The following is a 24,307-nucleotide window of genomic DNA, read 5'->3' on the forward strand; positions in this document are numbered from 1 at the left end:
GGAAGCTACTCTGCTCCAATAGCTGAAGTTGTCAATAATTTGGTTCGTTAATCAGCGGGGGAACTGATTAATGATTAACAGTGGTGGGCTGGCCTATCTTAGATGCCCACATCTCAATATTTAAATAAAAGTCATTATTAGTAATTTTAAACTTGTGTCTGCTCTCCTTCTGGAGGTGGTAATCTTTTACGTATAACAGTTATACAGGCTGTTACAGAACTCTCTGTTCTTTTCCATAATATCAATAGTATAGAACCAATTATAAATCCAACAATAACTATTACAACATAAACAATCATAACCACTGTAGATTTTATTTCTGTAACAAGTAACGAGCAAAATATTGCTGATGAAAAAGATAATAAGGCGATAGCAATCGTAAGATAAATGGAATCTGGTGATCCACGTTCTATAGTTAGTAACTCATCTTCAGATATTTCATATATAGTTAGTGTATCAAGTTTTGCGCGGCGTATTGCAACAGTAAAACCATCATTTTTCTCTGATATCTGTGTCATAGTTATGCCTTTAGAACCCTGACAGATGCATTAACTTTCCCGGAGTATCCTCCTAAATCTATAACCAAATGCCAGTGTCCTTGACGTGGAGCCGTTATCCTAGCGGGAGACAAAGTGGTATATCCACCATAGTATTGATGCCGCATACCATTTTTATAATTTGAAAAATTGTTGTCATCCATCAGACGTACATTTGCTTGTTTATCTAATGTAATTTCAACAACATCGCCACTAAATAAGTTAAGATTATAATGTAAAAAATTCATGACAAGTTCCTTATTCATAAAACACTAACTACTAGTAAAGAAACTTAATTTTGTGGCTTTTGTGGTAACTTGTAAACAGCTTGATGGTGATAAAATCGAGCAAATAATACTAATATTTGGTAGTACCACTTCAAAAACAAAAAGTATATAGTGGAAGATCGTCGTTTTTTTGGGGATGGTCAATATGTTTTCATTATATTCACATACCACCGATGTAACGTGATAACTCTTATACACGATAAAATCATCAAGTCTGCTTATCATTAGAAATGAGTTGTCCCCGCGAAAATCCTGACAGTAGAAGTCTCTTAACTTAAGAGACAGGCTTGAATATATGTCTAACACTAAACTAACGTTAATTTTGAAATGCCCGGAATGCTGTAGCACACGCCAAAGCGGTCACGGATGAGCATCACACAATATTGACCGTCGTGATGTGAATGATGTTAGTAAGAAGCTAACAATGTTCTGTAGATTCCCCGGAGCTGAGATGCTCCTGCGAGCCACCGTTATCAGAGGTGAGCTTACCGTCGCTGAGATAATCAGAAAGATGACGCAGAACCGTGGTCTCATGAATGAGTTGAGACTGTACAATCATGGCAGGAGACCAGCCCTGTGCAGAAAGCAGCACGCAACGTATCCGGTCGCAGACACGGCGATCACTACTCCGTCGGTGCTGAGCCTCAAGAGCGGCAATCTGCGCGAAAGTCAATTTTACGTTCTTGGCCTGAGCATGATCCTCAGCACCAAAGAAATCAAGCAGTTTCAACGATCACGGGTATAATTTAGCCTATGAAGAAAAATGCGAGTTGTGAAAAAAAATTTAATTAGCCGGATGCAGATAAGTAAATACCACCATGTCTCAATACGGAACTAAAAGCCGACGAAAGTCGGCTTTATCAAAATAGTATCAATATTCATTTTCTTTTTTCTCAAGCGCATCACGATAACGCTGCTGCTCAACAATACTCAGATTGGGATTAGACAGAACACTCTGCCCCTTCACTGCAATATCGTAGTCAATTTGAGATTGTGTTTCATATTCTTTGTTTGGCTTAAAATAATCTGATTGTGGTGCAGATGACGATTCAGAAGAACCAGAATACGTTTTACGTCCAGCACAACCGAGATAAGCCAGTAGACAGACAAACAGGAAGAAGAATGTCCATACTGTGTTATAGCCGTTAATCGTATATCCACGTCCATTCAAATCTGAAAACACGCCATGAAACCTGACAGCATAGGCAATCAGGAATGATGAGAGGATAACAGCCCGACTTTTCCCAACAGTCAAATGCTTACGCACTAATTTTACCGTTGGTACTAGCGTGACCGCAAACAGCACTATTGCAGCTAACACCAGCCATATTGGAAACAGCCCGTATTTTTGCGTGATATTCTGCGATAGCGTCACAAGGCACAGCACCAAGAAAGCGTTAAGTAGAAACAGTCTGATCGAAATAGATATCTTCACGTTCTTTTGAGTCTTACGGAGAAACAGCACCGGAGCCAGTGATGGTATATTTATCAGCAGCCCAGTGAAAATCACCCAAGAGATAGAGTTCATAGCTTTTTCCTGTAATTACCGAGCAGTCCAGCCGTTATTGGTTTTCACCAGAACAATTTTGGCTTCTTCTGGTTCAGACATCCCTTTCACGCCAGAGAAGGCTTTCTTATCCACCCAGCCCGGCACGCCATCGAGTTTCCACGTATAGATCACTTGCGTCATTTTAACGCCATTACCTTCGCTGGGTTCAGTCCAGCTTGTAATCTCAGCAACAGTACGATGACCGACACAGGCACCATTCTCACGGTCCCAAAACTCAACTTCTTGGCCTTTATCTGTTACTTCCAGAGCATCAACACTACTAAAGCCATTTGCCTGTTTTGAAACAGTGAGCAGCCCTTGTTCAGCAAGTCCTTTAAGGATTTCATCACTGGCACTGTATCCGGCAGAACGGTAGCCGCGATTAACCTTAACCGGAAAACCTTTGTTGAATACAATGTCGTTGTCCTGCAGGGAGTAGCACACCTTCGATTTTGAAATTTTCGCGTTGATAGCTTTCTCAAAATCGCTTTTTTCACCACATCCCGCCAGAACAAGAGCTGTGCCAGCAACGAGTAAAATCTTCTTCATCTTCCTATCCATCCCGATAATCAAAAATGCTGTTATGTAGAGGTAGCCTGCTGCGCACCAGAAGCCGTTACAGCTTGCTTTGACAGACATAACGAAGCAAAACCACCTGATTAACCAATTGATAGGATTCAATTATTTTTGTGGTCCGTCATATCGTTTGTAACGATCAAAAACAAAATAACGATAGATATTACCTATCGTTAAATTTACATCGATCGATAAAATCAATTAAAACACCGATCGATAAATCATTTTCAATCGTTATAATCTATTAATAAATTATTATCGATCTGTAATATCGATCATTTTCTTGCTAGAGGAATCGTTAATGAGTAAAGTAAACCAGAGGACCACCAGACAGTTTACGAGCTGATTCAAGTGGATAGAGCGTTGAACCATGAGACAAGCGGTTAATTTCGATTTATAGCTTTTAGATAGCTTTGATTAATGCAACATCAGGGAAAGCCACAATGAAAGATGCCATTAGCTGATTGGATAAAAAGGTCATAGGCTTCTTTCACTATCAATTGACACAACTTTTTTGATCTCCAGCGACAATACAGCGCTGGTTCTGAACTCTTTACGCCTATTTTTACGTTTACTGTTTATATGGAGTTAACATGAGAAAACTGTTTATCGCTGCGTTGGTGACCCTGCCTCTTACCGCTTGCACTACTTATGGCAATAAATCCCTGAAAGACGAATCCCAACAAACCGTAAAAGCCAAAATCGTTAAAGGGAAAACTACTCAGCAAGATGTTATTAAAGCATTCGGGGAGCCACAAACACGAGCTACAAATGATGGTCAGGAAATGTGGTCCTACTCCAGCATGTCAGGCGAGACTCAGATCTCGAACTATATTCCCGGTCTGGCCCTGCTGAAGAACAGCAATACGGCTCACATGAACTCGCTTGATATCTGATTCAAGGGGAGTGTTGTTGACCGATATAGTTTCAGTCAGACTGCGAGTAAAGTTTCGCGTGGGTTGCTAGATTAATTATTAAAACACCTTTTATTTTTTTAAATAACAGGTGTTAATGAGCATTAATAATCATCAACAAGATTCATAACGCAACTCTTGAAATTTCACCATCATATCATAAGATATATTTTTGCATAAAGTAAGTCTTTGTATGAATTGCTGCTTTTCTGAGAAGTTATTTGATTCAAAAATAAAACGGTACTTATCATTCCCATGTGCTAACTCGTTCCTTATTGTAGCCAATTCTATGAAATCATCCAGTTCAGGAGCAGGACCAGTAATATTTTCATTTGAATTAAATCGACAAGTATGATAATCCCACATAAACAGCATGATAGCTTTTTGAGTTATTGATTTCAGATGTTTAGCATACTTATTGGATTTACCAATGACTTCGGCGAAGTGTGAGAGATAAATATCTTCCTTAAAAAGGATCTCTATGATTTTATAGTAATTCAGAAATGCATCATCATAAAAATGATTAGCTTCAAACTTCAGTGCTATATTGTAAATATTAAATAAATTTTTACATTTCTTATTAGAATCGTTGTTTATTTTACTAACTGCCTTAATTAGTTTTTCCACTTCACTTTTATTATCTAAAATCTTACTTCTATCGCAAGGGTGTCTATATACCCTACTCCCACTAAAGCCTACAAGCCTTTTTACATCCCCATCAAAACAAATGTATATATTTTCACTTGCAGGTTTTATTACTAAAAATGATTGTAGGATAGTTGCTATGAGATTAAGGTTACTTATTATTTGATCGAAGCCATTTTTCGCCGCATCAATAAATTTAAGATATGGTTTTTCATCTTCAACAGGCATCGGAGTCATAGAATATTTAAAATATATGACACTATCATATTCATTGTCTTCATAATCCCTTTCCTCCAAATAAAAATCATGAAGATACAGTCCCTTATTCAATTTCAAACGCTCAAATTCTAATTTAATATAATTATTTTTTATATCACACACTGCTATATTTGTCAGATTCTCTTCTTTTATTCTCTTCAAAGCTTCATGACTTATAAAACTAAAATTACTGCTTATGCAAAGTTCAGCAACAAAATCATAACTTACATCTCCTGAAGAGAGTATCTTTTCTAAATCTGCAAACTCATCCGAAAGTAAACTGTTCATTTATTTCCTCATGAAGATTTTATCTAACCATTAATTTAAAAATTAAAAACATGCTCAAATCATACACTGTAAAAAACAAATAAATATACTGCAAATAAATTATACAATATATTAGTATTTTATTGTGCGTATACTAAATACTTCTCTTTGATAACACAACAACGATCTTAAGCCTATCGGCAGCCTGAAACAGTGCCTCATAGAGATCGCTCTCGATCTCATACTCAAACTAACCATCCCTGAACATGACCAATTAACCATTGGTCAGATCTCGCATGTGTGCAAGGTTTATTGATTCTATAGCCATTCTAATAGCTGCACGTTTGATTCAACTGCTGGATATCCCATATCAGTGTGAAGCACGATACCGCCAGATGTTTCCAGTTCAGCTAAGAAGATATCTTCGGCTTTGGCCTCATGCAGCTCCTGCAGACTAAGCGCACTCATCAGTGTGGATTCATCCGGCGCTTTAGCTTTCACCCTGCAATAATAATAGTCATCATCCAGAACACTAACGGGGCGTGTTAGGATGGTTTTGGTTTACGGCATCAGCGATCTTACTGTTTCTTCGCTTACTTGGCTAAGTTCTGAAATGAATCTCCTATACACCTTAACCATCCGTTCCTTATCGCAATCATCTGCTGATTCAGACAGGAAGAAGGAATCGTAATATTTAATAAAGATGTTATTGTCGTTTTCAAGGGTAAGCTTTATTCCGTGTTCATTCTCTTCAACATCTTTAACTATGCAGGTCATAAATGGTATGTTTTCATTGGCGTTAAAGAGCGTAATGATTTTAATATTACTCATTATTTTATTTTCCTTTTCATTTTATTTTTAATACCATATCTGCTTTAGAAAGATCAAATTTAACTCAGGTTATATAAATAATATTTCATACAGCGCTTGTACATTAAGCATTCCCGTTAAGCTTATTTATTCAATCACTACACATCATCTGTGTAAATACCCTTAAATATTATCCCAAACTAACGGTTCTTCTGGTGGTAAAAGAGTTACTGCCTCAACAGCGCTACATCTTCCCATGCTTTTACTCATCATCGCTCCTTGGTGCTTTTTAGCCTGTAATCTTGCGATTAACAAATCTATATCTTCTTGGCTATTTACGTCTTCTATGACTGCCTCAATAGCTATACCTTCTGCTTTAATGCTTTTATTTCTTCGGTCAGTGCTGGCAACGTGTTCGGGTTGTTCTTCCATTATTTCTTTCTTTTTTATAATCTCTGAAACAAAGCGAGCACGATCACCATTGAAGACAATAGCTGGGTTTATGAAATACCAGTTTTTTTCATTAGTTTTAGCAATAATACGTTTCTCAATAAGTTCTTTTATGCCTCTGTAAAAAATAGATTCAGACAAAGCAAAGTGATCTATTTTTTCTGCGAGCGACATTGCTTTTTTACAACTCAGATAAAAGTGATCTTTTCCAATCGCATCCTGATATATACGTAAAAAGATAAAAAACACTTTGTAAGCTGTTTTCGTTAAATCAAAGTATGCTTTTATCTGGGATGTATAGAGCTTAATGAACTCTTCTTTATCGACCTCTTGTGTATGTACAATATTGGCAAAATAAGTTTTACTGGTATCCTTCCTTTCAATAAGTTCTGCACCTCTTGAAACAGTCAGATTTCTTTTTCTTGTTTCAATCTTTAGCTCGATCTCAAAGCAAAAAGGATTTAAGCCTAAATCTAAATCAACTTCTATTTCATTCATTTTATTCTTACCTCTTGTTATTTTATTTATAATAAATTAAATACCATACACAAAAAAGATATCAAGTTTTTTTGCATATTTTTTTGCGAAAATATTTTTAAAATCGCAAGTATTCCAGTGACTATAATTTAAAGCACAGTCATTTTTAATCTATAAAATGACATAGAAACTGACTACAAAGTCAGGAAAGCTCACTGTACAGTCAGGAATACTGACCATAGAGTCAGGAACACTGACCGTACAGTCAGTCACCTATTTTCGTCATAAGCCTTATACCGCAAGGGCTACAAGCCGATTTTGTCTTAATTTAATTTTGCAAGAAGTAAGAGATAATACTTAAGAGGGTTAAAAGAAACCGGGCGATTTTTATGATCGCCATATGGGGTTTCAACATTTAGCAATGATGGACTATTTTTAAGTAAAAAATATAATTTTCATTGCGAAGCTTTCCTTTTTATTGCACTAACATCTTTTTTGAAAATCACTGCCCTCTATGAGCTAACGCTCATGTGCTGAAGCACGGCTACGCCCTAACACTGAAATTAATATATTTTCATCTTGATAAGGTAGTTTTCATATTGGCTAGGAAAGTCGAAAAGGATCGGATTTAGATCGTTTCATCATTCTATTGTAAAACCGATCCCATGATAGAGTTTAGTGTTAAGTTTATAAAATAGGCTATTTACTCTTCAACATATTAAATATATTCACAGAATCAGCACTTAGTGATTGTTCAAGACAATCACATTGCTGGAACAGGGTTCACCCCTGTTGATGATGGATTTATCCATAAAGAATAGCGGCGTAGCCGCCTGTTAAATACGTTATTGTGACTGGTTATTACCTGTCAATAAGATCTTCTGGTAAAACTCTGTCACGTTTCATTTTCTCCCATATTTTTTGTAGCCTCTCGCACCTTAGCTCTTGTGCCCTTTTCTCACCAATCTCCAGATAGTATTCTTCACGGCGCTTCGCTACTACCTTGCGGAACTTCTTCAACAGTTGATTCAAGGTTTTTAAATCAGTTGTAGCCGCTTCAGCTTGGATTTTTCTATACATATACATTACGTAGAATTCATCAATCATATTATAACCCTTGGTTTTATCATTCATGTATTTCCCTCTTTCGAGGGAATAATCATAATATTTAGATCAAACAACTGTCATTTTCAGCTTCCAATAAACAGGATCGTCATTTCCATCCTGATTTATATTCCTTGAAACAAGTTCAATGATATGATCAAGATGCCAATGTAATATTTCATCCTTTAAATCATTTTTATTTATACCAGACAAATTATTTTTAATAGAGTATTTCATGTTATCACTACATCATAAATAACTTCTGAAAGTTTACCCCAACTCATAATATAAATTGCTGTTTCAGGATCACTTTCATAAATATTATACATCTCATCACAAAACCCTTGTAAAATGTTAGCAATAAGATGGTTTTTTGTTTTATCATAACTGTTCAATACAATCTCTTTCATTTTCTCATCCTCACTTTTCAGTTAATAGTCAGTAAAAAATTAGTTGTTATAACCGATATTGATGACGACACAGTCATACTCCAGCCCCAAATCATCTACTAGCTCGTTATTAATAAATCGATTTAACTCATCAAGTATATTCTTATCATCCATGATTTCTTCTACTGAATATCCAGTAATGGCAACAAATATTTCAAAACGCTCTTGAATAGTATTCATTACTTCTGGAGTTCCATCACACAACACGCTTACAGCTACAGATATTTTATTTGTCATAGAACTTTGTTCGTTGTTGTTTACCATTTATATTTTCCTCTTATACTTTTGGTTAGCCCCTTTCGGTGAAATAATTGTTTTTACTTTCTAAAGTTGTCCGAATACCCAACTAACATAGCAGCGACTTTTTCAAAGTTTACTTGATTAATATCACCGCTGTTTCCTTCTTGGGCAATGAACCTTTCAAAGTTGTTCTGAATATGATTAATCACATGGATAATAAATGGACTCATAAAATCCGGGTCATCCAAATAATCATTGGCGTCACCATCACCATTAACTTCCATAAACATATTCCAGCTTGCGGAAAACGATCTGCATGCAAGGTCATAGAACAGTTCGGTTGATTTATTAACACATACCTTCTCTTTAGACATATTTATATCCTCATAGTTAAATGCTTATTTAATTCATTGTGTTTTTTATTAGCCTCTTTCGGGGCCGAATACGCTGTTGTTAACTCATGCCAAAAAGCAATGCCTTTATATGGACACTTTTCATCTCCAATATAACTTTATCCATATCAACATAAATCAGTCTTTCTCTTTTACCAGCTTCTTCCATATGCCCATCAAAACGCTTAGCCAGATAATCTTTAACATGTGAAAGATACGATTCCGTTCTATTATTATCTAACATAATAGATGCGACTAACTCATGATCTCCTTGCTCTTTATATATCAGCATTCCAGCCACATAAAGATACTTTGCCATAGCAAAAAATGTTTTTGTGGATAACTCTTTGATACTTTCCATTTCTTGATTATTCATTTTATTTCCTCTTGTTGTTATTAAAATATTTTTATTCAGATACAGGGCGTGAATCAGAAATGACTTTATCAATCCAAGCATCAATCTCACTTTCCACAAAGGCTACAGCCCTTGAACTTATTGTTATCTTATCGGGGAATCGTCCTTCTTTGATAAGCTCATACATTGTGGTTCGACTAAATCCGACTCTTCTCAGAACTTCTGGAACACGGATTAATCTTTTACCTGCGATTTCATTTTTCATTTGTCTTTTCCTCTGTTGTTTTGACAAGAGCTATAGTAGGAAAAATTGAGATCGCAGGATGCAGAGATTGGCAAACAAGATTTTTATGAGGAAGTCGAAAGAAATGATTTTCGGGGAAAATGGAAATTTATGAATTTCGCTGGTTTTGAAGAACGGGGCGCATCTTCATCAGATGCCCCCCAATTGCAGAAGAAAAGTTATTCCTCTTGCTGCTCTTTTTCGTTCATCTTCAAGGCCTCAGCAACTTTGGTGTGTATCATGCTGTCATTTTTGCTCAGGTAGATGTTAAACATCCTATCAAACTCACGGGTAAGCACTTTGTCAGCCAATGGCTTATCCGTGTCTTTGATCTGAGATCCACCTCTAATATCCTCAGAATCATTAGGATAAAGAAGCCTGCTAAGCTGTTCATAGGAAATTTTTTCGTTGTTTCTCTTGGCCCAGAACAGCAGATCCAGTAGAGGGATGATCCTGAAGTTAATTAGCCTCTTGATCGTGCTAAGCCCGAACCTGAATGTTCCCGTTAACGGTTCCGGGATACCATGCGTCCTGCGCCATTCTGGAAGCATACGCTTCATATGTTCGATGACTTCTTCGTCAGTAAGCCTTCTGATGTTGAGTTCCAGATAAAGTGGCTTGTGGGGATGAAGCATTTCGATATCAGTCAACCGCCACCGACCAATCTCTTCTGAGGCTGGCATGGTTACCCCTTCTTCCTTAAGCCCCATACGCCTGAGTATCTTTATCTCTCTTAATTGACGCTCATATTTCGCAGCATCCGCTACGGTGATGTGTTTGATGTATATTTTTGCGTTCTGGAGAGGATTTTCCACTGCCTGCCTGAGTGGGTAGTCTTTTCCATAGGTAGGAGCTGGAGCGTTGCTTGGACTTACTAATAAAGGCTTTCCCGCTAAAATTTTAGCTTCATAGTCCAGATAACGCTGGCGGATCTCACGGTCGTCGTCGTCATCCAACTCTCCATCAAAATCATGTTTAGCTAACCTCAATCGGGCAAACGCTTCCCTCTTCAGGTCTTCAATCGTGATCTCCTGCAAAGCATCATAATTGCTCACCTTAAACCACGTCTTTACCGCCTTCATGACTTCACTAGCTTTCATTTTCAATTACCAGTTAACTTTTTTAGCTGTTTTAACCGACAGAACAATTGGTTGTCCAGCTAACCATTACGATTACAAGTTTGTGGTCTAAGGATGTTGCTTGGTTAATTTGTATAGGAAGAGAAACAGGTAGGGGCCTTTCTCAGGCAAGAACGGAGTGTTTAAAATATTTGTTGCGGGGAAATACCAGATTTTAGATACAAAAAAAGCCCGTTTACACGGGCTTTTAATGCAATACTTTATGCAGTACAAAATCAAAACTAACATCTAAGCTATTGATTTTGTTAAGAAATTGGCGGAAGCGTAGAGATTCGAACTCTAGAACCCTTTCGGGTCGCCGGTTTTCAAGACCGGTGCCTTCAACCGCTCGGCCACGCTTCCAATGAGGCGCACTATAAACATCCCGAACGGACCTGTAAAGCACCAATGCGTTCGTTTGCCTGAAAAACAGCCAAAATATTGTTAATCGACTGAAATAACAACAGATTGACCGTTTATTCAGCACAAATACTGGCTACAGCGCTTAATGTTTTTTGATGAACATATCTTTGGTGTAGTAATTTCCCCGGTTATCTGGCGCAAATCCTCCCACCCACGGCTTCACAAGATGCGTGCGGACATAGTGGTAAACCGGAATCGCTGGTACATCCTCTCCTAAAAGGTCTTCGGCCTGCTGGTAGTATTTGCCTCGCTCCTCCAGCGAAGTTGCTTTCGCCGCATTGCGCATCGCGTCATCAAAAGCGGGATTGCTGTACCTGGTGGTATTCTCGCTATCGCCGGTACGGAAAATATTGAGGAAACTTGAGGCATCATCATAATCGGCGATCCATGCGTAGCGCACGACGTCAAAATTACCGGTGTGCATGGTATCCAGCATGGTTTTCCATTCCTGATTTTGCAGCTTCGCCTCTACGCCGAGGTTTTTCTTCCACATTGACGATGCGGCAATGGCAATACGCTGGTGCGTTTCGAAAGTGTTATAGAGCAGATTTAGGCTAAGCGGATGCTCAGGGCCATAACCGGCTTCAGCCAGCAGTTTCTTAGCCTCGGTAATGCGTTTTTCGAGCGGCCACGCCGCATATTCCGGCGCATGCAATTGCACTCCCCCTATTTCCGGCTGGCTGATAACCCACGCCGCGCGTTGTCCCTGCCCCATCACCTTTTGTGCGATGATGTCTTTATCTAACGCCATATTCAGCGCCCGGCGCACGCGCGGGTCATTAAACGGCGCTCGAGTCGTATTGAACTGATAGTAATAGGTTGAAAGCTGAGGTGAGACATGGAGTTCATCGCCCATCGTCTTTTTCAACTGCGCGAACTGATTGACCGGGACGCTATACACAATGTCGATTTCGCCGGCCTTATAGCGGTTAACGTCTGCGGACTCTGAACTGATGGGCAAATAAGTGACCTTATCAATGACGGTGTGCCGATCGTCCCAATAATGCGGGTTACGCACGGCAACGATGCGCTCATTGACTACCCACTGCGATAACTTGTACGCCCCGCTGCAGACAAAATGTTCTGGCCGGGTCCACTTGTCACCAAAGCGGCCGATCAGCACTTTATCCAGCGGAACCAGTGACGGGTGCGCCAGCATCGCCAGAAACGCCGCCGTTGGCTGCGTCAGGGTAATTTCCAGCGTGCTATCATCCAGGGCTTTGACCCCGATAGCGGCAGGATCTTTTTTCCCTTGGGCAATATCGAGGGCGTTTGCTACGTGCATATTGCCCAGATACGAGGAATAAGGTGAAGCTGTTTGCGGTGAGACCAGACGCTGCCAGCTCCAGACGACATCCTGTGCGGTAATGGCAGACCCATCTGACCAGGTTATGCCCGGACGTAAATGAAAGGTCCAGACGGTGTTGTCTTTGTTCTCCCAGGACGCGGCCAGCCGGGGTTCGATAGACCCATCCGACTTAACCGCCACCAGTCCGTCGAACATATCGCTGATTAAATTAAATTCAACGTTGCTTTCGACTTTATGCGGATCCAGCGACGCTGGCTCACTGCCATTGTTTCTGACCAGTTCCTGTTTTTCTGCAAGTATTGTTCCTGCGGGAACATTTGCCGCCATCGCCACGCCGTTGATAGACATCAAACAGACAGCCAACAGCGTAAACGTCAATATCTTCGATTTATGTTGAATCATTCCCTTTACCTTATTGCTCTGTTTTATGTAGACACCGCTGTCACTGTCAGAGAGAAACAGGAATAACGCAATATTTTTCAGTTACCTGGCAGATATCTAACAGGCATTTTTACACATATAGTGCTAACATCTGATTCGGGAGCTTTTGTTGAAATAATATGCTTAAGCCTGGCGGGTTAAAATGCGTAAAGATGGGTAAAACCGCTGTGTCATTCCCCTTGATTTCATTATCCTCCATCATTAATTACATCTGTCATAAGAGAGTGACTCATGGATCGTATTATTAGTTCTTCACGCGATCGTACATCGCTACTCAGCACGCATAAGGTGCTGCGCAATACCTATTTCCTGCTCAGCCTGACGCTGGCGTTTTCGGCGCTCACTGCGACTGCCAGTACCGTACTGATGTTGCCCTCTCCGGGGCTTATCCTGACGCTGGTGGGTATGTATGGTCTGATGTTCCTGACCTATAAAACGGCGGATAAACCGGTTGGTATTCTGTCAGCTTTCGCTTTTACCGGCTTCCTGGGCTACATTCTGGGACCGATCCTGAACACATACCTGTCTGCGGGCATGGGTGATGTTATCGCCATGGCTTTGGGCGGTACGGCGCTGGTCTTCTTCAGCTGCTCAGCCTACGTGCTGACCACACGGAAAGACATGTCCTTCCTCGGCGGTATGCTGATGGCAGGGATCGTGGTGGTGCTGATTGGTATGGTTGCGAATATTTTCCTGCAGTTGCCGGCTTTACATCTGGCGATCAGCGCGGTGTTTATTCTGATTTCTTCAGGCGCAATCCTGTTTGAAACCAGTAATATCATCCGTGGTGGTGAAACCAACTACATCCGTGCCACCGTCAGCCTGTACGTTTCGCTGTACAACATCTTCGTCAGCCTGCTGAGCATTTTGGGCTTCGCCAGCCGCGATTAATCAGCATCACTGATACGAAAAAAGAGAATGCCAATGGCATTCTCTTTTTTTATACCTTATTGACCCCGGCAGATATAGGTAGGATAGCGCCGGTCCTGAATAAGCCACACAGCAGGTGAAAGTTCAGAGATCGTCAGGTAGTAGCGTGAGGTCGGATAGGCGAAGCTCCCCCATTGGGCATTCGGCGTATTGTCACTGTGGCGAAGCCAGGTTTTGGTGTAGGTCAATACAATGACGTTGTCATCGTCCCGCTGCTCCCACGTAAAGTCTACATCCCTGTCAACGATAAAATTTTGCCCGCCAGCTCTTGCCGCACCTTTATAGGTGGTCAACCCTGTACCGTCCCGATGAAAATAGAACTGAGCAAGGGCATTTACCTTCACTTCACTTGCTTTCCCTTCATTGCGCGTAAAGTTAAATTCAGTGCTGCAGGCCAGCACATCACTTTTTCCCGTCGCGCCGCAATAGTAAAACAGCGCCACCGCGCCGCCGACCAGGGCTCCGCCCAGTCCAAAAAGAAGCCTTATTTTCATTTTCCAGCCCCGTTTTTATAGCGAATGGTCTTGCACAGACGTGTTTTATTGACCGGGCAGGCCCCGATAAACAGTTCATCAGCAGTTGCAAGCGAAAAACGGGCGCTGAAAAAATAAATAGCATACTCCTCGCGCTCGCAAGCCACGTCATTGGCCTCCAGTCGCTCAGCTAATTTTGATAGCACTAACGGCCGTCCATGATCTTCGATGACCCAGATACTACAACGCGCGATTTTTTCCTGGACCGGCTTTAATTTCGCCGGAACAGTTATCTCCTGCGGACGGCTAACGTAAAAGATCGCTCCCAACGGCACGGCAATCAATGCCCCTATTCGGAACCACTTTTTCAGGGATACTCGCCGGGGCAGAACGTCTTGTTGCGCTGAGGGGGGGTGCGGATCAACGGCTTGAATTTTCTCTCCAGGCTGAAAAATCACATCAGCATCAAAACGGAAACCATAGCGCGGGACAGTGACTATCAATTCGTGCCCCTCTCCCAGAGACTGGAAGCTTTTACGCAGTTCGCTTACCGCTTTATTGAGATTATTTCCTGATGGCGTAAAGCCAAATTCTTCCCACACGCGAGCGATCAATTCCTCCCGGCTTAAGTCGCGTCCTCGGTGTTTAATGAATTCCTGTAAAAGACGAACGGCTGGCGCCGAAAGTGTTAATACAGACTCGGGTTGTCCAACAAGACTTATTGCATGTGCTTCAGGATCAAATAACAACGAATTATTGCATATAAAAAACATCTTTTATTCTCGGCTGTTACCGCATGCTTTTTATTCCCTGGTACGTCGATATGAAAACCGCCCCCTGACCTGCTTATTTTTTCATCAGAAGGAATTTTCCTCCCATCCTTGGCCGCGGTATTTTCGCTTAACTATACAACCTTAAAGCCAGAAAAGCAGGATAAAAAACTGTATATAACGAGTTAACTAATACAAATTTTCACAAACCGCTGTTCTGGTTAAAGTTTCCCTGCCCTGAAGCGATACGAAAGCAGACGGTGTCCTGGTGTTAACGCGCCGCCTTTAAACTCAGAGCAGGCAGACTGATTGTGAAACAGAAAAAAAGAGTGAGCATGACAACCGCCTTTTATGTCGCCGCGCTGTCATTGCCATTTTTCTCAGAAATGACAATGGCCAATATGAGCGTGTATCCCATGGAGCTGAATGTAGACAGATCCGGTGCGGCGCAAATTAAGGTGGCTTCAAAAACGGATGATATTCAGTTCATTCGGGTGAGGCAAAAGAAAATTCTTAATCCCGGAACAGCCCAGGAAAAAGAAATTGACGTCGCTTCGTGGAAAGAAGGTGGCGTGGTGGTTACGCCCGAGAAATTTGCTCTGGCTGCAGGCGCTATGCGCGTTGTTCGTCTGGTATCGCTTATACCGCCGAAAAAAGAGACCACCTGGCGTGTCTATTTTGAAGGGGTAAAACAACCTGACAGCATTATTCCGGGCAAGGCAGAAACCCCTGCAGCAATGGCGACATTAGGTGTCAATGTGATCTGGGGCGCACTGGTCCACATTGCTCCAGAAGAAAACGTAATTTCACTGTCGATTGACCCTCGCCGGGGAACGTTAAAAAACAACGGCACATTGCGTGTGCCGCTCAGAGAGATTGGTATTTGTGATGCTGTTTCATCGTGTAAATGGATAAAAGAAGACGCGACGATTTATCCGGACACTGAACGGAAATTAAAAACGCTCACTATGAAACAGGGTCAGAAATATAAGTTCCGCTACTTCAACTGGGTGAATAAAACCGCTGAAGAAGCTGATTTACCCGTCGTGCAATAACACGACGGCACAGTAAAAACCCACGTAGTTTGTTTAAAGAGCCAAGGTGCTCATTTGTAAATATGGAGATATCAATGCGTAACTATATTAAACCTCTGATGATTGTTGCCGCGATGGCCTCGTCCTTTAGCGCGCTGGCGATTCAAAAAGATATTACCGTCAACGCCAGCGTTGACTCACAGTTGGATATGACTCAGGCCGATAACACGCCACTGCCGGCCAGCATCGACATGCAGTACCTGCCAGGTCGTGGGCTGGAAAGCTACCGCCTGAACACCAAGGTGTGGTCTAACTCCGCCACCAGCAATGTCAAAGTGCGCCTCGTTAGCGCAGCTAAGCTCACCAATATGGATGGCGACGAGACTGTACCGATGACGGTGATTCTGGGTGATAAAACACTGTCTACCACCGATGCCGAATTTACCGGAACTGAACTGTTCCCAGGCAGCATTGAAAACGGTTCAGCGGTACTGCCACTGACCATTTCTCAGACCACCAAAGGCATTCTGAAAACCGGTCAGTACAGCGGCGTTGTCAGCCTGATGCTGACGCAGGCGACGACCACGGAAGGCGGTGCGTAACACCACAGTACATAAGGGATAACGTCAGAGGGTGCCCACCCTCTGACGTCAGGATGATGTCGAGGCTTGGTCATGGCGTTTCACAGAAATACTCTCCTCTTAGTTGCTTTATTACCCGCATCCATCCAACTCGCCTGCGCCGAGATGGCCGTCCCGGCAGGGTTCGAAGATCTGGCGAAAACGCAGCGCCTGTGGATAGAGGTTAACCTCTATGGCGAATCGCTTGGCCTTTTTGAAACGGATATCACACTTGAATCGGTCAGTTTTGTCGCACCCGAAACCGTGGTCGCGGCTATCAAACGTCAGTTTAATGACGCTCCTGCCCTCGTTGCCACCGTGTCTGCAGCTCTCGCCGTTCCACTTGCCCGTAACGGCAACCTGGCGTGCAGCAGCAATGGCTCCGCAACGGGATGTGATTACATTGATACCCATCGCGCGGCCATTATCTATGATGAGAATAACGCGCGCATTAGTCTGTTTTTGGACAAGAAATTTCTGCCTAAACAGACCACAGAAAACCAGTGGTATCAGCCTACGCAGGGCACTGAGAATGCGTTGATCCATCAACAGAATATCAATTTTGTTGCCGACAGGGATTACCAGTCAGCCACCGTTCAGGGCAATGGCGCGCTGGCCATGACGCAGGACGGCTACTTTAATCTCGACTGGACCTGGCTGGGGCAGCGTTCAAGGCACCAGCAGCAACAAGAAATAACCGTCAACAATGCCTGGTTTCGCCAGGATATCTGGCGTCAGTACTATATTCAGTTAGGCGAGATGGATACCCGCGATCTGTTCAGTAATGCTGGTGGGAATATCAACCTCAGCCAACTGCCGCTGGGCAAAATTCGCGGCCTGCGCACAGGCTCGACAAGGGCATGGATTAATCCGGTTCAGCAGTCAAAGGGTACCCCTATCACCGTGCTGCTTTCCCATGATGCGCGTATTGACGCCCGCCGGGGCAATCAGCTGCTGGCCAGTTTTTATCTCAATGCCGGGGCTCAGACCCTGGACACGCGATCGTTCCCCGACGGGAGCTATACCGTGACGCTGTCCGTCTATGAAAATAACCGGCTGACACGTACCGAGCAGATACCGTTTACCCGCACCGGTATTACGCCGTTTGACCGCGTCGAGTGGTTCCTGCAGGCGGGCGAAACCGACAATAACAATCAAAACGATGAACGTAGCGCGGTCGCTCAAGCGGGTGTCCGCCTACCTGTCACTCCAACGCTGGCACTCACCAGTGGCGCAGCGATAAAGAAAAACCAACGTTTTCTGGAAAATGCACTCGACTGGAGTCGTGGTTTCAATGCGGGTCCGATCGATGGCGTACTCTCGACCCGGTTTAGCTACCTTTACGGCAGCGAAGGACAACGCGGCAATATTCAGCAAATCAGCTATAACGACGGTTTTTCACTGAGCTTCTATCGCAACGCGTTATCAGCGGAAAACTGCAATACCCGAAGCGCGGGATATGACGCCGTAAATGGCTGTTACCGAAGCCTGTCGGTGATGTTCTCCGTTCCTGTCGGCACCTGGTACGCCAGCCTGGGATATTCGGATAACCGCAACGAAGGACGATACGTTTCTCGTCGGGAACTCCCGGACAGTGACGATCGCCACGATGCAGGCTTGCCCTGGGAGTCGGTTTATATGACCCGCTCACGCACGCGGGCCTGGCAGGGTGGCTTGAGTACGGCTTTCAGCACACGCGGTCTGAACATCAACAGCAGTATTAACCTTTTCATGCGTAACGATGACTCACGCGAAGGCAGGGATAAAGGCGGCTACCTGAGCGTGAGCCTGTCAATGGCGCATAACCGTCAGGGCAATGCGACAAGCTATACCTCTCTGGGCGCGACATGGCAGCACCAGCAGCATGATAAAAACCAGCTGAGCTATAACGTAGCGCACAACTGGTATGCCGACGCACGTGGTGAAAATGAGTATGGACTGAGCGCATCAGGTATTAACAGCGATTCACTCAATACCTCTGCCTACACGCGCCAGGGCGGACGATATGGCAACGGGAGCCTGACAGTCAGCGATGCCTGGGATCGTCAGGATCGGCGCCATACCCTGAGCAGCAGCGGCAATTACAACTCCACGCTTGCGCTGTCGCGCTCTGGTCTGTGGCTGGGCCGCTGGAGCGACGGACGTCCTGCTTCAGCCATCGCGGTTAACGTTGCCACACCGGAAGATTCCCAGGATCCGAGTATTGTCGTGTCGCTGGATAACGGCGGCAGTGCAGACATTCCAGGCAATAGCCGCGCCCTCTTCGCCGTGCCGGGCTATCAGCAGACTACGTTGACGATTAACGAATCGCTGGATGTCTCGCGGGGTGCCAGCAGTGAAATCACACAAGGTTCAGGCAGCAGAACGTTGTTTATGGTGCCTGGCAAACTGCTCCGCCGGGACGTGCAAACCACGGCAAGCTACACCTGGCTCGGCCAGTTAACTGACGAGCAACATTCACCGTTTATCGGCGGCGTGCCACTGAACGTTAACGGCTGGAGCGACCTTGGCAACGGCGGGTTTAGCGCTCAAAGCGACGCTCTGCTGCATAACCTCTACCTGGTGCGTCAGCAGCAGTTTTATCAGTGCGAGCTGAATGTAAAGACTATGCGCGACGTCGTGCGTTACGTCGGGTCGATCCCTTGCCGGGAATTAACCTTCTCTGCCCTGCCGAATACTGTCCAGCAACAGGCACAGCTGATGCTCGCCGGACGATCAGTACCAACGGGTCCAACTGCCATGAATGCAGACAACGTCACAAAAGGGAAATGATGTGAACAAGCACTTAATTATTTTACTTTTTTTAAGCCTGTGGGCGGGCCAGACCCAGGCAGCGGCCCCTGCCGGAAGAAACACCAGCGTCGATATCAGCTTCGATCGCATGGCCGCCCCCGCGCGCTTTGATATCTGGGTTCATGAACCGAGCGGCTATGATGTCGCCGATCCGCAAAAGTGGGGACGTAATACTCTGACGTGTCTGTCCCGTACCGACTCCGCAGTTGGCGCCTGCATGACCGCCCCGGCCTGGTTCACGGCGAACCCGGGGACACCTTATGCCATCAATTTACGTTTTACGCATGCCCTTACCAGCAAAACGGTGGATCTTAAGGTCTATGGCGACCACTACATGTTTTTCAATAATAAAGTCTTTACCTATCCCAGTTTTATCACGGGAGGGACAGAGATTGTTGCAAACTGGACCAGAGAACCCTACTTCGATTTCTATATCGTGAAAAGCGAACTGGAAAAGCTCGCTCTGCCGGGTATCTGGACCGCAACGCTGAGGCAGAACCTTCGTGAATGGGATAGTGGCAACTGCGGCGGGAACTTCGCTGACCCCAATACCGGATGTCCAGGCTATCGCGCCATTGCTAGCTGGCAGGCCACGATGCGCATTGAGGTTGTCGATCCGGGTAATCAGCAGATTTATCTGCCGGCATTTCCGCACTCAACGCCTATCGTTAACCTCAACCTGACCAACTTCCCGGGGCGGCCGGGTGGCAGTGAAATCCAGGGTGAAAACACGCTGGATATGTGCCTGTACGACGGCAAAAACAGTACCAGCACCCGTACTTATCTTCGGTTTGAGGATGACGGACTCCCCTCAACGGACCGTGCTGAAGAGGCATTTTCAATCCGGCGACGCGGCGGAAGTCAGACCGATGCGCGGGATCGTCTCGACTATCAGGTTTTCGTCACTAATCCCGTCACGGGCGCAACCGAAACCGTCGCCAACGGTAAAACCCTGGTATGGCAAGGCACCAACGATCCGCAGCATCTGCGTCAGGTCGTCCTGCCCGGCGGACGTGAGAGCGTACTGTGCGTACCTGCCCCTATTGTTTTGAAAACCCCTGCGTTTGCAGCCAGCAGTAAAAACGCCGGGGATTACACCGGCACGCTACGCATCATCTACACACCCAGTACGTTATAAAGAGGCCGCCGTGAATTACGTCATTCTTGATAATAATCGTTTTTATGCCGAAGGGTTGCGCTACGCTCTTCTGCGCCGTAACGCTCACACTCAAGTTGAGAGTGGCGCGTTACAGTGGCACCGTTCGCTGTTAGCCTGCGACACCCTCGTTGTGCGTTGCCGCTTTTCCGTCGCGAGGACGCATCTGGCGCTGGTCCACATTCTGCTTCAACTGGAGGCCAGGCGCTGGGAGGGAACGGTTTATCTGGTGTGCAATGAAAAAGGTTGGGCACTGGCCACGCATTTACGAAAGCGTTTTGCCACGCTGACCTTACATATCATTGATGACAGAATTGCCGTCGTGGATGCGGCGTATCTGCTTGCTAAAGAGCCCCGTCGGGTACGCAGTCTGAATTGCTGCCTGACTGGCATGGAGTTCAATGTTCTCGACAGGCTGGTTAACGGTCAATCGGTAAAACATGTTGCGCATATGACGCAAATTAGCGAAAAACAGGTTTCGACGTATAAATGCAACGCGCTGAAGAAGCTTAATGCCAACAATCTGCTACAGCTTCTTCTGTAGGTCGAGGTTTCTCACGCCGCCCCTTATTTGCTAAACTAAGGGCGGTTTTTACTTTATCGACAGAGCACTATGTTCATTTTTGCAGGCCATGAAATTGAGACCGATAGCGAAGGCTATCTGAAAGACACCACGCAATGGAGCGAGCCGCTGGCGGAGAAAATCGCCGAAAACGAAGGTATCGTTCTCTCCCCCGAACACTGGGAAGTGGTGCGTTTCGTTCGCGAGTTTTATCTGGAGTTTAATACCTCCCCCGCAATCCGCATGCTGGTAAAAGCGATGGCCAACAAGTTTGGCGAAGAAAAAGGCAACAGCCGTTATCTCTATCGCCTGTTTCCGAAAGGCCCAGCTAAGCAGGCAACTAAAATTGCCGGCCTGCCGAAACCGGTGAAATGTATTTAATAGCGGATACTAAATCCCTTTAGCTCGTCGCCAGGGCGGTGCGGTTCGCTGAGAACCCGATCAACCCTGGCGCTGCGCGGTCCTCCGGCTTTCAACCACTTCATCAGTTGTTCCACCCGCTCGCTTTCACCACAGGCGACAACTTCTACGCTGCCGTCATCCATATTCTTCGCATAACCGGTCAACCCCAGCCGTTGCGCCTCATGCTGGGTGGTGTAGCGAAATCCTACCCCCTGAACCCGGCCATAGACCCAGGCAATGATGCAGACTTTCGACATTGCGGTTCTCCTTATCAACATAAATGAAAGAACAGGTACCGATGGACAGATGACCGGCAATCTCCTGATCTGTCCATAGATTAGCAGGGGATAACTGAATAAGTTGTCGCACCTGTTCAGTGAGATTAAACCGTCGCTCGATAAGCAGAGGCCCCGCCATACCATCATGCAGTAGCGCCAGACGCTGATGATTGACCTCATCATCTGTGCTACTCTACGCGCCATTTTATTTTAATGGTTTCAGGTTGGTACTTTCATCCAACCCGCGTCACTGTTTGTGAGAGGTTGCTCCGCATGACTGAATCTACAATTCCACATTATCCTCGTTTAGTGTTAGCCAAGGGGCGCGAAAAATCATTACTTCGCCGCCATCCATGGGTATTTTCCGGTGCTGTCGCACGTATGGAAGGTAAAGCCAACCTCGGTGAAACCGTTGATATTGTTGACCACCAGGGGAAATGGATAGCGCGCGGTGCGTTCTCTCCGGCGTCGCAGATCCGTGCGCGCGTCTGGACCTTCGATAAGTCTGAATCCATCGACATTGATTTCTTTACCCGTCGTCTGCAGAAGGCGCTGACATGGCGTGACTGGCTGGCGAAAAAGGACGGTCTGGACAGCTACCGTCTGATCGCCGGAGAATCCGACGGCCTGCCGGGTGTCACTATTGACCGCTTCGGCAACTTCCTGGTATTGCAGTTGCTCAGCGCGGGTGCTGAATACCAACGCGCCGCGCTGATTAGTGCTCTGCAAATTGTTTTCCCGGACTGCGCTATTTATGACCGTAGCGATGTGGCCGTGCGTAAAAAAGAAGGTATGGCGCTGACCCAAGGGCCCGTCACGGGCGAACTGCCGCCTGCTCTGCTGCCTATCGAAGAGCACGGGATGAAGCTGCTGGTTGATATTCAGCACGGTCACAAAACCGGCTATTACCTCGATCAACGCGATAGCCGCCTGGCGACGCGTCGTTATGTGGAAAACCAGCGTGTCCTGAACTGCTTCTCCTATACCGGCGGCTTTGCGGTCTCAGCATTAATGGGCGGATGCCGTCAGGTGGTCAGCGTCGACACCTCTCAGGAAGCACTGGATATTGCCCGCCAGAACGTGGAACTGAACAAACTGGATCTGAGTAAAGCCGAGTTCGTGCGTGATGACGTGTTCAAACTGCTGCGCGCCTATCGCGATCGCGGTGAGAAATTTGATGTCATCGTGATGGATCCGCCGAAATTTGTCGAAAACAAAAGCCAGTTGATGGGCGCCTGCCGCGGTTATAAGGACATCAATATGCTGGCTATTCAGTTGCTAAACCCAGGCGGCGTACTGCTGACATTTTCCTGCTCCGGGCTGATGACGACCGATTTATTTCAGAAAATCATCGCTGATGCCGCAATAGATGCTGGTCGTGATGTACAATTTATAGAGCAGTTCCGTCAGGCCGCCGATCATCCGGTGATCGCTACCTACCCGGAAGGGCTGTATCTGAAAGGGTTTGCCTGTCGCATCATGTAACTTGAAAAGTGGAATATTACCCTTACATAGAGGGTATCTATTTCCCGGGAGGTGACTATGATTGCCAGCAAATTCGGTATCGGCCAGCAGGTCCGCCATTCCCTGTTAGGTTACCTCGGAGTGGTCGTGGATATCGACCCGGAATATTCGCTTGATGAGCCGTCAGCCGATGAGTTGGCGGTTAACAGCGAACTTCGCGCCGCTCCCTGGTATCACGTGGTGATGGAAGACGATAATGGTCTGCCAGTGCATACGTATCTGGCCGAAGCGCAACTGAGTAGCGAGCTACAGGAAGAACATCCGGAGCAACCGTCAATGGATGAACTGGCGCGCACAATCCGTAAACAGCTTCAGGCTCCACGCCTGCGTAATTGATAATAACACAGGCCCGATGGCGCTTCGCTTATCGGGCCTGTACGTTTCATCCGGCGACAGTCAAACTTTACTTCGCCAGTCCCAGTCGCGGGATCTCAATCGCCGGGCAACGATCCATCACCACCGTCAGCCCCGCATCACGCGCCAGCACGGCCGCCTGCTCGTTAATTACGCCAAGCTGCATCCATAGCGTCTTCGCGCCAATGGCGATAGCCTCCTGAGCGACGCCCCACGCCGCTTCAGAATTACGGAAGACATCGACCATATCCACTTTCTCTGGCACATCCGCCAGCGTTGCATAGCCCTGCTGCCCCAGTAGCATTTTTCCGGCAACCTTCGGTGAAACGGGAATAACGTGATAGCCCTGATCGAGTAAATACTTCATCACGCGATAGCTTGGGCGATCGGGTTTATCGCTTGCGCCAACCAGTGCAATCGTACGGGTAGATGTCAAAATGCCAGCAATATCGGTCTCTTTCATCGTGTTCCTCCAGGCTGTTTAACAAAGTGTACGACAAACCTGCCCCCGCAACCATTCATCCCATA

28 protein-coding genes, 1 tRNA gene and 3 pseudogenes are annotated in these 24,307 nt (G+C 45.2%); 10 read left to right on the plus strand and 22 right to left on the minus strand.

The window, feature by feature from the left end:
• Nucleotides 1-146: 146 nt before the first annotated feature.
• From ABIE10_RS06245 to ABIE10_RS06265, 5 genes are all read right to left on the minus strand, one after another.
• Nucleotides 147-518, minus strand: a complete 372-nt coding sequence (locus tag ABIE10_RS06245) for a hypothetical protein (RefSeq protein ID WP_153070201.1) — start codon at nucleotides 516-518, stop codon at nucleotides 147-149.
• Between the two features lie 2 nt (nucleotides 519-520).
• Nucleotides 521-784 (minus strand): DUF1883 domain-containing protein, encoded by a 264-nt coding sequence (locus ABIE10_RS06250; RefSeq protein WP_121584441.1) that lies wholly within the window; start codon nucleotides 782-784, stop codon nucleotides 521-523.
• A 457-nt stretch (nucleotides 785-1,241) separates the two neighbouring features.
• Entirely contained in the window at nucleotides 1,242-1,415 is a 174-nt protein-coding gene (locus ABIE10_RS06255) for a hypothetical protein (RefSeq protein WP_429155062.1), read from the minus strand.
• Nucleotides 1,416-1,694: 279 nt separating this feature from the next.
• Nucleotides 1,695-2,351 (minus strand): hypothetical protein, encoded by a 657-nt coding sequence (locus tag ABIE10_RS06260; protein WP_121584439.1) that lies wholly within the window; start codon nucleotides 2,349-2,351, stop codon nucleotides 1,695-1,697.
• Nucleotides 2,352-2,366: 15 nt separating this feature from the next.
• Nucleotides 2,367-2,921, minus strand: a complete 555-nt coding sequence (locus ABIE10_RS06265; protein WP_121584438.1) for a membrane lipoprotein lipid attachment site-containing protein — start codon at nucleotides 2,919-2,921, stop codon at nucleotides 2,367-2,369.
• A 620-nt stretch (nucleotides 2,922-3,541) separates the two neighbouring features.
• Between ABIE10_RS06265 and ABIE10_RS06270 the strand changes: the two are divergent.
• Nucleotides 3,542-3,919: pseudogene (locus tag ABIE10_RS06270) on the plus strand (hypothetical protein).
• A 57-nt stretch (nucleotides 3,920-3,976) separates the two neighbouring features.
• On the opposite strand, the gene ABIE10_RS06275 reads toward ABIE10_RS06270, so the two are convergent.
• The 12 genes and pseudogenes from ABIE10_RS06275 to ABIE10_RS06330 form a co-directional block, all read right to left on the minus strand.
• Nucleotides 3,977-5,053: a hypothetical protein gene (locus tag ABIE10_RS06275; RefSeq protein WP_429155064.1), complete on the minus strand. Its 1,077-nt coding sequence runs from the start codon at nucleotides 5,051-5,053 to the stop codon at nucleotides 3,977-3,979.
• Between the two features lie 540 nt (nucleotides 5,054-5,593).
• Entirely contained in the window at nucleotides 5,594-5,863 is a 270-nt protein-coding gene (locus ABIE10_RS06280) for a hypothetical protein (RefSeq protein WP_121584436.1), read from the minus strand.
• A 162-nt stretch (nucleotides 5,864-6,025) separates the two neighbouring features.
• Nucleotides 6,026-6,790 carry a hypothetical protein gene (locus ABIE10_RS06285; RefSeq protein WP_121584435.1) on the minus strand — a complete coding sequence of 255 codons (765 nt, stop codon included), beginning with the start codon at nucleotides 6,788-6,790 and terminating at the stop codon, nucleotides 6,026-6,028.
• An 840-nt stretch (nucleotides 6,791-7,630) separates the two neighbouring features.
• Entirely contained in the window at nucleotides 7,631-7,876 is a 246-nt protein-coding gene (locus ABIE10_RS06290; RefSeq protein ID WP_202617564.1) for a DNA-binding protein, read from the minus strand.
• A 66-nt stretch (nucleotides 7,877-7,942) separates the two neighbouring features.
• A pseudogene (locus tag ABIE10_RS06295) lies at nucleotides 7,943-8,283 on the minus strand (hypothetical protein).
• A 39-nt stretch (nucleotides 8,284-8,322) separates the two neighbouring features.
• Complete coding sequence (locus ABIE10_RS06300) at nucleotides 8,323-8,559, minus strand: hypothetical protein (RefSeq protein ID WP_121585474.1); 237 nt, start codon at nucleotides 8,557-8,559, stop codon at nucleotides 8,323-8,325.
• An 80-nt stretch (nucleotides 8,560-8,639) separates the two neighbouring features.
• On the minus strand, nucleotides 8,640-8,936 hold the full coding sequence (locus ABIE10_RS06305) for a hypothetical protein (RefSeq protein ID WP_032816176.1): 297 nt from the start codon (nucleotides 8,934-8,936) through the stop codon (nucleotides 8,640-8,642).
• Nucleotides 8,937-9,015: 79 nt separating this feature from the next.
• Nucleotides 9,016-9,330 carry a hypothetical protein gene (locus ABIE10_RS06310; RefSeq protein ID WP_004713594.1) on the minus strand — a complete coding sequence of 105 codons (315 nt, stop codon included), beginning with the start codon at nucleotides 9,328-9,330 and terminating at the stop codon, nucleotides 9,016-9,018.
• 31 nt (nucleotides 9,331-9,361) lie between these two features.
• Nucleotides 9,362-9,574 (minus strand): helix-turn-helix transcriptional regulator, encoded by a 213-nt coding sequence (locus tag ABIE10_RS06315; protein ID WP_103929083.1) that lies wholly within the window; start codon nucleotides 9,572-9,574, stop codon nucleotides 9,362-9,364.
• A gap of 197 nt (nucleotides 9,575-9,771) precedes the next feature.
• A complete protein-coding gene (locus ABIE10_RS06320) occupies nucleotides 9,772-10,692 on the minus strand; it encodes a DUF6387 family protein (RefSeq protein WP_121584431.1) in 921 nt (306 codons plus the stop codon).
• 293 nt (nucleotides 10,693-10,985) lie between these two features.
• A tRNA-Ser gene (locus ABIE10_RS06325) sits at nucleotides 10,986-11,073 on the minus strand.
• A gap of 142 nt (nucleotides 11,074-11,215) precedes the next feature.
• Nucleotides 11,216-12,844 (minus strand): ABC transporter substrate-binding protein, encoded by a 1,629-nt coding sequence (locus tag ABIE10_RS06330; protein ID WP_429155066.1) that lies wholly within the window; start codon nucleotides 12,842-12,844, stop codon nucleotides 11,216-11,218.
• Nucleotides 12,845-13,114: 270 nt separating this feature from the next.
• Between ABIE10_RS06330 and yccA the strand changes: the two genes are divergently transcribed.
• Nucleotides 13,115-13,774 carry an FtsH protease modulator YccA gene (gene yccA, locus ABIE10_RS06335; RefSeq protein WP_016152501.1) on the plus strand — a complete coding sequence of 220 codons (660 nt, stop codon included), beginning with the start codon at nucleotides 13,115-13,117 and terminating at the stop codon, nucleotides 13,772-13,774.
• A gap of 56 nt (nucleotides 13,775-13,830) precedes the next feature.
• Here the strand turns inward: yccA and ABIE10_RS06340 are convergent, their stop codons facing one another.
• Together ABIE10_RS06340 and ABIE10_RS06345 are read right to left on the minus strand one after the other, a co-directional pair.
• Complete coding sequence (locus tag ABIE10_RS06340) at nucleotides 13,831-14,307, minus strand: hypothetical protein (protein WP_429155068.1); 477 nt, start codon at nucleotides 14,305-14,307, stop codon at nucleotides 13,831-13,833.
• Nucleotides 14,304-15,059 carry a winged helix-turn-helix domain-containing protein gene (locus tag ABIE10_RS06345; RefSeq protein ID WP_049042089.1) on the minus strand — a complete coding sequence of 252 codons (756 nt, stop codon included), beginning with the start codon at nucleotides 15,057-15,059 and terminating at the stop codon, nucleotides 14,304-14,306. Before ABIE10_RS06345 ends, ABIE10_RS06340 begins: the two co-directional genes overlap by 4 nt.
• 308 nt (nucleotides 15,060-15,367) lie before the next feature.
• Between ABIE10_RS06345 and ABIE10_RS06350 the strand changes: the two genes are divergently transcribed.
• The 6 genes from ABIE10_RS06350 to tusE all read left to right on the plus strand — a co-directional run bounded on the left by ABIE10_RS06350 (nucleotide 15,368) and on the right by tusE (nucleotide 21,602).
• Entirely contained in the window at nucleotides 15,368-16,111 is a 744-nt protein-coding gene (locus tag ABIE10_RS06350) for a fimbrial protein (RefSeq protein WP_047359363.1), read from the plus strand.
• 74 nt (nucleotides 16,112-16,185) lie between these two features.
• Nucleotides 16,186-16,692: a CS1 type fimbrial major subunit gene (locus ABIE10_RS06355; protein ID WP_016152497.1), complete on the plus strand. Its 507-nt coding sequence runs from the start codon at nucleotides 16,186-16,188 to the stop codon at nucleotides 16,690-16,692.
• Nucleotides 16,693-16,764: 72 nt separating this feature from the next.
• Nucleotides 16,765-19,482, plus strand: coding sequence for a TcfC E-set like domain-containing protein (locus tag ABIE10_RS06360; RefSeq protein WP_279265087.1), 2,718 nt, complete (start codon nucleotides 16,765-16,767; stop codon nucleotides 19,480-19,482).
• A 1-nt stretch (nucleotide 19,483) separates the two neighbouring features.
• A complete protein-coding gene (locus ABIE10_RS06365) occupies nucleotides 19,484-20,641 on the plus strand; it encodes a CfaE/CblD family pilus tip adhesin (protein ID WP_279265088.1) in 1,158 nt (385 codons plus the stop codon).
• 10 nt (nucleotides 20,642-20,651) lie between these two features.
• Nucleotides 20,652-21,203, plus strand: coding sequence for a LuxR C-terminal-related transcriptional regulator (locus ABIE10_RS06370; RefSeq protein ID WP_279265089.1), 552 nt, complete (start codon nucleotides 20,652-20,654; stop codon nucleotides 21,201-21,203).
• A gap of 69 nt (nucleotides 21,204-21,272) precedes the next feature.
• Nucleotides 21,273-21,602, plus strand: a complete 330-nt coding sequence (gene tusE / locus ABIE10_RS06375; RefSeq protein ID WP_016152493.1) for a sulfurtransferase TusE — start codon at nucleotides 21,273-21,275, stop codon at nucleotides 21,600-21,602.
• Here the strand turns inward: tusE and yccX are convergent.
• Together yccX and ABIE10_RS06385 are read right to left on the minus strand one after the other, a co-directional pair.
• Complete coding sequence (gene yccX, locus ABIE10_RS06380; protein ID WP_016152492.1) at nucleotides 21,599-21,880, minus strand: acylphosphatase; 282 nt, start codon at nucleotides 21,878-21,880, stop codon at nucleotides 21,599-21,601. The two genes, tusE and yccX, sit on opposite strands and share 4 nt — an antisense overlap.
• 34 nt (nucleotides 21,881-21,914) lie before the next feature.
• Nucleotides 21,915-22,061, minus strand: a pseudogene (locus ABIE10_RS06385) (AraC family transcriptional regulator); the annotation flags it as partial.
• Between the two features lie 113 nt (nucleotides 22,062-22,174).
• Here ABIE10_RS06385 and rlmI point away from each other — a divergent pair.
• Complete coding sequence (gene rlmI, locus ABIE10_RS06390; RefSeq protein WP_049283229.1) at nucleotides 22,175-23,386, plus strand: 23S rRNA (cytosine(1962)-C(5))-methyltransferase RlmI; 1,212 nt, start codon at nucleotides 22,175-22,177, stop codon at nucleotides 23,384-23,386.
• A 57-nt stretch (nucleotides 23,387-23,443) separates the two neighbouring features.
• Nucleotides 23,444-23,761, plus strand: a complete 318-nt coding sequence (hspQ, locus tag ABIE10_RS06395; RefSeq protein WP_016152490.1) for a heat shock protein HspQ — start codon at nucleotides 23,444-23,446, stop codon at nucleotides 23,759-23,761.
• 67 nt (nucleotides 23,762-23,828) lie between these two features.
• Here hspQ and ABIE10_RS06400 read toward each other — a convergent pair whose 3' ends face one another.
• Complete coding sequence (locus ABIE10_RS06400; protein ID WP_016152489.1) at nucleotides 23,829-24,242, minus strand: CoA-binding protein; 414 nt, start codon at nucleotides 24,240-24,242, stop codon at nucleotides 23,829-23,831.
• Between the last annotated feature and the right edge of the window lie 65 nt (nucleotides 24,243-24,307).

This window comes from Citrobacter sp. 506, assembly GCF_050434985.1.
GTDB lineage: Bacteria > Pseudomonadota > Gammaproteobacteria > Enterobacterales > Enterobacteriaceae > Citrobacter > Citrobacter braakii.

What these genes read in the sequence shown, in the direction of transcription:
- ABIE10_RS06245 (WP_153070201.1), bottom strand. Translation starts at nt 518, where the DNA reads ATGACACAGATATCAGAGAAAAATGATGGTTTTACTGTTGCAATACGC.
- ABIE10_RS06250 (WP_121584441.1), bottom strand. Translation starts at nt 784, where the DNA reads ATGAATTTTTTACATTATAATCTTAACTTATTTAGTGGCGATGTTGTT.
- ABIE10_RS06260 (WP_121584439.1), bottom strand. Translation starts at nt 2,351, where the DNA reads ATGAACTCTATCTCTTGGGTGATTTTCACTGGGCTGCTGATAAATATA.
- ABIE10_RS06265 (WP_121584438.1), bottom strand. Translation starts at nt 2,921, where the DNA reads ATGAAGAAGATTTTACTCGTTGCTGGCACAGCTCTTGTTCTGGCGGGA.
- ABIE10_RS06275 (WP_429155064.1), bottom strand. Translation starts at nt 5,053, where the DNA reads ATGAACAGTTTACTTTCGGATGAGTTTGCAGATTTAGAAAAGATACTC.
- ABIE10_RS06280 (WP_121584436.1), bottom strand. Translation starts at nt 5,863, where the DNA reads ATGAGTAATATTAAAATCATTACGCTCTTTAACGCCAATGAAAACATA.
- ABIE10_RS06285 (WP_121584435.1), bottom strand. Translation starts at nt 6,790, where the DNA reads ATGAATGAAATAGAAGTTGATTTAGATTTAGGCTTAAATCCTTTTTGC.
- ABIE10_RS06290 (WP_202617564.1), bottom strand. Translation starts at nt 7,876, where the DNA reads ATGATTGATGAATTCTACGTAATGTATATGTATAGAAAAATCCAAGCT.
- ABIE10_RS06300 (WP_121585474.1), bottom strand. Translation starts at nt 8,559, where the DNA reads ATGACAAATAAAATATCTGTAGCTGTAAGCGTGTTGTGTGATGGAACT.
- ABIE10_RS06305 (WP_032816176.1), bottom strand. Translation starts at nt 8,936, where the DNA reads ATGTCTAAAGAGAAGGTATGTGTTAATAAATCAACCGAACTGTTCTAT.
- ABIE10_RS06310 (WP_004713594.1), bottom strand. Translation starts at nt 9,330, where the DNA reads ATGAATAATCAAGAAATGGAAAGTATCAAAGAGTTATCCACAAAAACA.
- ABIE10_RS06315 (WP_103929083.1), bottom strand. Translation starts at nt 9,574, where the DNA reads ATGAAAAATGAAATCGCAGGTAAAAGATTAATCCGTGTTCCAGAAGTT.
- ABIE10_RS06320 (WP_121584431.1), bottom strand. Translation starts at nt 10,692, where the DNA reads ATGAAAGCTAGTGAAGTCATGAAGGCGGTAAAGACGTGGTTTAAGGTG.
- ABIE10_RS06330 (WP_429155066.1), bottom strand. Translation starts at nt 12,844, where the DNA reads ATGATTCAACATAAATCGAAGATATTGACGTTTACGCTGTTGGCTGTC.
- yccA (WP_016152501.1), top strand. Translation starts at nt 13,115, where the DNA reads ATGGATCGTATTATTAGTTCTTCACGCGATCGTACATCGCTACTCAGC.
- ABIE10_RS06340 (WP_429155068.1), bottom strand. Translation starts at nt 14,307, where the DNA reads ATGAAAATAAGGCTTCTTTTTGGACTGGGCGGAGCCCTGGTCGGCGGC.
- ABIE10_RS06345 (WP_049042089.1), bottom strand. Translation starts at nt 15,059, where the DNA reads ATGTTTTTTATATGCAATAATTCGTTGTTATTTGATCCTGAAGCACAT.
- ABIE10_RS06355 (WP_016152497.1), top strand. Translation starts at nt 16,186, where the DNA reads ATGCGTAACTATATTAAACCTCTGATGATTGTTGCCGCGATGGCCTCG.
- ABIE10_RS06360 (WP_279265087.1), top strand. Translation starts at nt 16,765, where the DNA reads ATGGCGTTTCACAGAAATACTCTCCTCTTAGTTGCTTTATTACCCGCA.
- tusE (WP_016152493.1), top strand. Translation starts at nt 21,273, where the DNA reads ATGTTCATTTTTGCAGGCCATGAAATTGAGACCGATAGCGAAGGCTAT.
- yccX (WP_016152492.1), bottom strand. Translation starts at nt 21,880, where the DNA reads ATGTCGAAAGTCTGCATCATTGCCTGGGTCTATGGCCGGGTTCAGGGG.
- rlmI (WP_049283229.1), top strand. Translation starts at nt 22,175, where the DNA reads ATGACTGAATCTACAATTCCACATTATCCTCGTTTAGTGTTAGCCAAG.
- hspQ (WP_016152490.1), top strand. Translation starts at nt 23,444, where the DNA reads ATGATTGCCAGCAAATTCGGTATCGGCCAGCAGGTCCGCCATTCCCTG.
- ABIE10_RS06400 (WP_016152489.1), bottom strand. Translation starts at nt 24,242, where the DNA reads ATGAAAGAGACCGATATTGCTGGCATTTTGACATCTACCCGTACGATT.